Origin of the sequence: Streptomyces sp. 2A115 (genome assembly GCF_052245575.1) — a bacterium.
Classification (GTDB): domain Bacteria; phylum Actinomycetota; class Actinomycetes; order Streptomycetales; family Streptomycetaceae; genus Streptomyces.
The window spans coordinates 145,385-151,384 of the sequence record NZ_JBQQCG010000020.1 but is presented as its reverse complement, the minus strand read 5'-3'; the positions used below and the strand labels follow the sequence as shown (position 1 = coordinate 151,384).

General features: G+C 70.5%; 8 protein-coding genes. 5 read left to right on the top strand and 3 right to left on the bottom strand.

Going from position 1 to position 6,000, the window contains the following annotated elements; genetic code table 11:
* Positions 1–84: 84 nt before the first annotated feature.
* The 4 genes from murQ to ACTWQR_RS19765 all read left to right on the top strand — a co-directional run bounded on the left by murQ (position 85) and on the right by ACTWQR_RS19765 (position 2,625).
* Positions 85–1,086, top strand: a complete 1,002-nt coding sequence (gene murQ / locus ACTWQR_RS19780) for an N-acetylmuramic acid 6-phosphate etherase (protein WP_443228431.1) — start codon at positions 85–87, stop codon at positions 1,084–1,086.
* A 163-nt stretch (positions 1,087–1,249) separates the two neighbouring features.
* Positions 1,250–1,837: a hypothetical protein gene (locus ACTWQR_RS19775; protein WP_443228424.1), complete on the top strand. Its 588-nt coding sequence runs from the start codon at positions 1,250–1,252 to the stop codon at positions 1,835–1,837.
* A 126-nt stretch (positions 1,838–1,963) separates the two neighbouring features.
* Positions 1,964–2,236, top strand: coding sequence for a hypothetical protein (locus ACTWQR_RS19770; RefSeq protein ID WP_443228423.1), 273 nt, complete (start codon positions 1,964–1,966; stop codon positions 2,234–2,236).
* A complete protein-coding gene (locus ACTWQR_RS19765; RefSeq protein WP_443228422.1) occupies positions 2,233–2,625 on the top strand; it encodes a type II toxin-antitoxin system VapC family toxin in 393 nt (130 codons plus the stop codon). Before ACTWQR_RS19770 ends, ACTWQR_RS19765 begins: the two co-directional genes overlap by 4 nt.
* A 99-nt stretch (positions 2,626–2,724) precedes the next feature.
* On the opposite strand, the gene ACTWQR_RS19760 is transcribed toward ACTWQR_RS19765, so the two are convergent.
* Positions 2,725–3,291 carry a class I SAM-dependent methyltransferase gene (locus tag ACTWQR_RS19760; RefSeq protein ID WP_443228421.1) on the bottom strand — a complete coding sequence of 189 codons (567 nt, stop codon included), beginning with the start codon at positions 3,289–3,291 and terminating at the stop codon, positions 2,725–2,727.
* A gap of 214 nt (positions 3,292–3,505) precedes the next feature.
* Between ACTWQR_RS19760 and ACTWQR_RS19755 the strand changes: the two genes are divergently transcribed.
* The gene (locus tag ACTWQR_RS19755; protein WP_443228420.1) at positions 3,506–3,805 is read left to right on the top strand and encodes a Uma2 family endonuclease; all 300 of its coding nucleotides are present in this window, start codon (positions 3,506–3,508) and stop codon (positions 3,803–3,805) included.
* A 95-nt stretch (positions 3,806–3,900) separates the two neighbouring features.
* Here the strand turns inward: ACTWQR_RS19755 and ACTWQR_RS19750 are convergent, their stop codons facing one another.
* Together ACTWQR_RS19750 and ACTWQR_RS19745 are read right to left on the bottom strand one after the other, a co-directional pair.
* A complete protein-coding gene (locus ACTWQR_RS19750) occupies positions 3,901–4,533 on the bottom strand; it encodes a hypothetical protein (RefSeq protein ID WP_443228419.1) in 633 nt (210 codons plus the stop codon).
* A gap of 284 nt (positions 4,534–4,817) precedes the next feature.
* Positions 4,818–5,975, bottom strand: a complete 1,158-nt coding sequence (locus ACTWQR_RS19745; protein WP_443228418.1) for an NADH:flavin oxidoreductase — start codon at positions 5,973–5,975, stop codon at positions 4,818–4,820.
* Between the last annotated feature and the right edge of the window lie 25 nt (positions 5,976–6,000).

The following is a 6,000-nucleotide window of genomic DNA, read 5'->3' as shown; positions in this document are numbered from 1 at the left end:
CGCGCCCCAAAAAGGCGGGGCGTGCTCACCCGCACCGGAGTATCCAGCACAGGAAATTTCCAGCACCAGAAAGAGCCACCGCACATGACCTCCAGCGCCGACGCCACCGACGCCTCAGCCCACTCCCCCTCCTCACCATCCGCCCCCGCCCCCTCTCCCTATCCCGACTACAGCGACCTGCGGGCCGAGTTGGAGACCCTGACCACCGAGGCGTTCCGTCCCGATCTCTCCGACATCGACCAGCTGCCCACGCTCGACATCGCGAAGATCATGAACGGTGAGGACGCGACCGTACCGGCCGCCGTCGCGGCGCGGCTCCCGCAGATCGCCGCCGCGATCGACGCGACCGCGGAGCGGATGGCGCGCGGCGGCCGCCTGATCTACGCGGGTGCCGGCACCGCCGGCCGCCTCGGTGTGCTGGACGCGTCCGAGTGCCCGCCCACCTTCAACACCGACCCGTCCGAGGTGGTCGGCCTGGTCGCGGGCGGACCGACCGCCATGACCACGTCGATCGAGGGCGCGGAGGACTCCAGCGAGCTGGCCACCGAGGACCTGTCCGCCCTGGACCTGAGCCCGGACGACGTGGTCGTCGGGATCTCCGCGTCCGGCCGCACCCCGTACGCGATCGGCGCGGTCGAGCACGCCCGCGCGCTCGGCGCCCTCACCATCGGCCTGTCCTGCAACGCGGACAGCGCCCTCGCCGCGGCGGCCGACCACGGCATCGAGGTCGTCGTCGGCCCGGAGCTGCTGACGGGCTCGACGCGCCTGAAGGCCGGTACGGCCCAGAAGCTCGTCCTCAACATGCTGTCGACGATCACGATGATCCGCCTGGGCAAGACGTACGGGAACCTGATGGTCGACGTACGCGCCTCGAACGAGAAGCTGCGGGCCCGCTCCCGCCGCATCGTCTCCCTCGCCACCGACGCCTCCGACGACGAGGTCGAGACGGCGCTCGCCGCGACCGACGGCGAGGTGAAGAACGCGATCCTCACGATCCTGGGCGACGTGGACGGCCCGACGGCCGCCCGCCTGCTGGAGGAGAGCGGCGGCCATCTGCGCGCGGCGCTGGCGGCGGCACTCCACTGACCGGACACGGCATGCGCGCTGCCCCGGCACCGCCGGTCCGTTGGCCGGGGGGACAGCGGCCCGCCCGTTGGCCGGAGGGACGGCGGCCCGCCCGTTGGCCGAAGCGTGGATGTCAGTGCGGCATGCGAGTCTGGGTAGGCCAACAGGAAGGGGTACGAGCACCGTGAACCACGCGCAATTGACCGCCCTGGGCCGCGCCCTGCGGGTGCTCGGCGAGCACGGCGACGCGTTGAACGGCGACACGCCCGACGCGAAGCTGCACGAGGTCAAGGCCGATCTGAAGCGGGCCCTGGATCTGCTGGAGGAGACCGTCACCAAGGCGGCGCCCACCACGCGCTGCGCCGAGCACCCCACTGGCCCGGTCGACGAGGACGCCCCCGACCTGTGCCTGCTCTGCGAGACCCGTCGCCGCATCGCCCGCCGCTCCAAGGTCAACGACTCGTTCCCGCAGGGCCGCCCGATGGCCCCGACCGAGGCCGTCGAGCGCACGAAGACCCGTTATGGCGTACGGGGCGACCGGCCCCAGCCCCAGCAGCGCTGGCTCCCCGAGATGTGGACCGGCCAGGCCTGGCAGCTCTGCGGCACGCCCCGCCGCGACAAGCAGGAAGCGGAGCTGTACCTCGCCGCGCAGCGCCGAAGCCCCCGCCCGAGCATGGCCTACCGCCTGGTCCACGAGTTCACGGACTACGAGGTGCTACGGATCTGGGGCACACCGGTGAAGATCGACATCGAGCCGATGGGGAACCTTTAGCTACGAACTCGTGACCCGCGGGCCAGCGGGCGGACCAGTCCTCTCCCACACCGCGCGGGTCACGAGCTCGTACGCACAGAATCACCCGGGCCCGCAAATAACAAACTTTTTGTTAAAGTGGGCGTCATGGCCACTTCCCCCGCGCCCGGCGAAGGCCCCGTCCGCCCGGTCTCCGTCTCGCTCCACGAAGGCACCATCGCGGCCCTCAAAGCACGTACCGGCAAGCGCGGCATGTCCGCCTACGTCGAAACCCTCATCCAGCGTCAGCTGGAACGCGACCGGCTGCGCGAACTCATCGAAGACGCGGAAGCCGAACACGGCCCGGTCGACCAGGCAGCGGTCGAAGCCAAGCGAGCGATCCTGCGCGGCGAAACGGCCAACTCCGCGGACGCCGCGTGAGCGGCACCCTCGTCCTGGACTGCGAGGGGCTGTCCAAACTCGTCCGACGAACACCCGAACTCACCGAGTGGCTGGCCGCGGCCGAGGCCGAGGACATCCGGGTCGTCACCAGCTCCGTCACCCTCGTCGAAGCCCGCGACCCGAAAACCAACCAGGCCCGGTTCGATCACGCTGTCTCCCGCGTGAACATCATCCCGCCCACCGAAGCCATCGCCCGCCAAGCGAGCAAGCTCCTCGCCGCAGCGGGACTGCACGGCCACAAGTACGCCCTCGACGCGATCGTGGCCGCCACCGCACTCGCTTCCCCCGCCCCAGCGACTGTCCTGACGTCGGACCCCGAAGATCTCCTCATACTGTGCGGCCCGGGAACCCGCGTCATCAAAATCTGACCCTCGAACGCCGAACCTCGCCATTCCGAACGAATCCCGGCCGGCGCACACGCCGCCCTCCGCCCGGGAGCGGAAGGTTTGGGACACGCGTCACTTCGATCAGGCCTGGTCACGGGCTGCGAGAGTTGTCCTGAAGCTTCCAATCACCTTTCTGGGCCAGGGCTGACGGCGCGCGAAAAGGACCGCACCCGGGACGCTCTCGTCGAGGTCGAGCAGCATGTGGGCCTTGACCGTGAACCCGGCATCGCGTAGCCAGGCCGCCACCTGGTCGGGGCGGCGGCGGTGGACGTGGACGTTCATCGGGTGACCGCCGTAGCCCTGCGTCTTCAGCGTCGGCTCGTCGCCGACGTGAAAGCCGAGCAGCAATGGTCCGCCGGGACGCAACACCCGGTGGAAGTGGCCGAAGACCGTGGGGACGGAGTCGTCGGGAATGTGGATCAACGACCAAAAGGCGAGCAGGCCGACGACCGAAGCGTCGGCGAGGTCGAGGTCCGTCATCGAGCCCACCTCGAACCGCGCGCCGGGGTGGTCACGCCGAGCCACGTCGATCATCACGGGTGAAAGGTCGACACCGAAAGCATCCACGCCCAACTCACGCAGGTGGGCGGTGACGTGTCCAGGTCCGCAGCCCACGTCCGCCACCGGCCCGCCGCCTGCGGCGTGCACCCTGACCGCAGGCCTCCCAACCCCGGTCCACAGCCCGGCCGCCCTCGTCCGCCGCCGCCTGACCAGCAAGCTCCCGCCAGAACGGGAGCCCGCTCCCCGCCCACCCCTCCGCGTACTGGAGTGCGCGAAGTGCGGCACGCCGGGGCGTCCGGAGGCCCTGCCGGGCGGCGTGTGCGGCCCGTGCCGGGGCGAGGCCGCACCACCCCCGCCTTCCGTGCCCCTGACCTCCACGGCGGCCGATCCCAAGGGCGTCCTCATGGTCGTCGAAGTCACCTCCCACGACCGCGACACCGACCGGCGCGACCGCATCGACAAAGTCCGCGGCCACGCGGAAGCAGGCATCCCCATTTATCTCCTCATCGACCGGGACAACGACACCGTCGTCGTGCACAACGACCTGAAGAACGGGACGTACCAGCAGAGCCCTTCATACCCGTACGGAGCCGTCGTCGAGCTCCCCGCCCCCGTGAACATCACCCTGGACACCGAGAAGCTCAAGGACTACGCGGACTGACAGCCCACGAGCCCGAAGGGTGCGCCCCCGGCCTCGGCCGGGACCACACCCTTCAGACCCTGCCGCCAGACCCGCCGCGTCGGTCAGTACAGCGCTCAGTACAGCTTGTCGACCGCCGTAACCGTGGTGGTCTTGAAGTCGGCGACCTGAGCGTGCTGGAAGTTGCCCATCTGTCCCCAGTCGACGACCGTCACGGTCCTGCCGTCCCGTCCGACCGAGAGCAGACCGATGTCGGAGGAGCCCCAGGAGGAAGCGGTGTGGACGCCGTAGACGTGGGCGCCCTCCTCGACGTTGAGCTTGCCGTAGTACTTCTGCGTCGCGGTGATGTCGGGGTCCTGCGCCATCAGCTTCTTGGCGCAGTCGGCGAGGTTCTTGCGCAGGAAGGCCGCGAATTCCTTGGCCCGCTGCTCGTCCCGCTCCACCACCGTGACCTGCACGGCGTTGGTGTCGTACTCGGTCCAGTAGCTGCGGTGGGAGGCGATGGACGGCAGCGCGTCGCCCACACAGATCGGCAGCGCCTCGGGCTGCCCGGCGGTGACCGGCCCGGCGTACCAAGGAGAGGTCGGGTGCGGCGGCAGCTCGCCCGGCTCCAGGAACCGGGGCGTGTCGGAGTCGGCGGCGGTGGTGGCAGCGGCAGCCGGGACGGCGGCCACGGCGACAGCGGCCAGGGCGGTCAGAGCGGTCACGGTGGCCAGGGCGAGTCGGTTACCACGAGTACGGACGTTCATGTTTCCCCCATGTCGGTCGTTCACAGCGTGCTGTCGGTCGAGTGAGGCGGTCGGCCCGTGCACTGCGCATCACGGGCACCTCACACCGGATAAGACCCCCGGCCACCCCCGCCCGTTGTACTCCGCCACGCCACGGATACGTCCCGAATGTCTCCGTCCGGCAACAGCGGCGCCCGCGCCCGGACGGCCTTCCGGCCTGCGTACGCCGAGGGCGGCACCCCTGCCGAAAAGGGGTGCCGCCCTCGGCGTACAGCGACGGTCAGCGGCCGTCAGCGGCCGTCACATCAGCTGAGCGAGCCCAGCGCCGTCGGCTCGTACGCCCCCAGCTCCCCGAACCGCCCGTCCAGCACCTTCGCCGCCCACTCCGGATCCTGAAGCAGTGCCCGCCCGACCGCCACCAGGTCGAACTCCTCGCCCTCCAGCCTGTCCAGCAGATCGTCGAGGCTCTTGACCTCGGCGCCCTCGCCCTGGAATGCCTTCATGAAGTCGCCGTTGAGGCCGACGGAGCCGACGGTGACGGTGGGCTTGCCGGTGAGCTTCTTCGTCCAGCCGGCCAGGTTGAGGTCCGAGCCGTCGAACTCGGGGAGCCAGTAGCGGCGCGTGGAGGCGTGGAAGGCGTCCACGCCGGCCGCGGCGAGCGGGGTCAGCAGGGCCTCCAGTTCCTCCGGGCTCTCGGCCAGCCGCGCCTTGTACACGGCCTGCTTCCACTGTGAGTACCGGAAGATGACGGGGAAGGTCGGCGAGACCGATGCCCGGACCGCGGCCACGATCTCCGCCGCGAACTTCGTCCGGGCGACGAGGTCCCCGCCGTACGCGTCCGTGCGGTGGTTCGTGCCCGACCACAGGAACTGGTCGATCAAGTAGCCGTGCGCGCCGTGCAGTTCGACTCCGTCGAAGCCGATCCGCTCGGCGGCGGCCGCGGCCTCGGCGAAGGCCTGGACGACGTCGTCCAGGTCGGCCGAGGTCATCTCCCTGCCCTCGCCCGCGGTGCCGTCGAGGCGCAGGCCGGACGGGCCGACCGCGGGCGCGTCCGCGAACGGCGGCTCCCCGGCGGACCGCACCATGCCGATGTGCCACAGCTGCGGCACGATCTTCCCGCCCGCCGCGTGCACGGCCTCGGCGACCTTCGCCCACCCGGCCAGCTGCTCCGCGCCGTGGAAGCGCGGGACCCGGTCACTCTGCCCGGCCGACTCATGCCCCACGTACGTGCCCTCGGTGACGATGAGACCGACGCCCGCGGCGGCACGGCGCGCGTAGTACGACGCCACGTCCTCCCCCGGAACACCACCCGGCGAGAAGTTCCGGGTCATCGGAGCCATCACGATCCGGTTCGGAACGGTCAGCCCGTTCAGGGAAACGGGCCGGGCCAGAATCCGGGCCGCGCGGGAGTCGGAGGCGATGACAGTCACGTAGGGGGCTCCTCGGAGAGATCGGTCAGGCATCGAGCGCAGAGGACATTCCGACAGG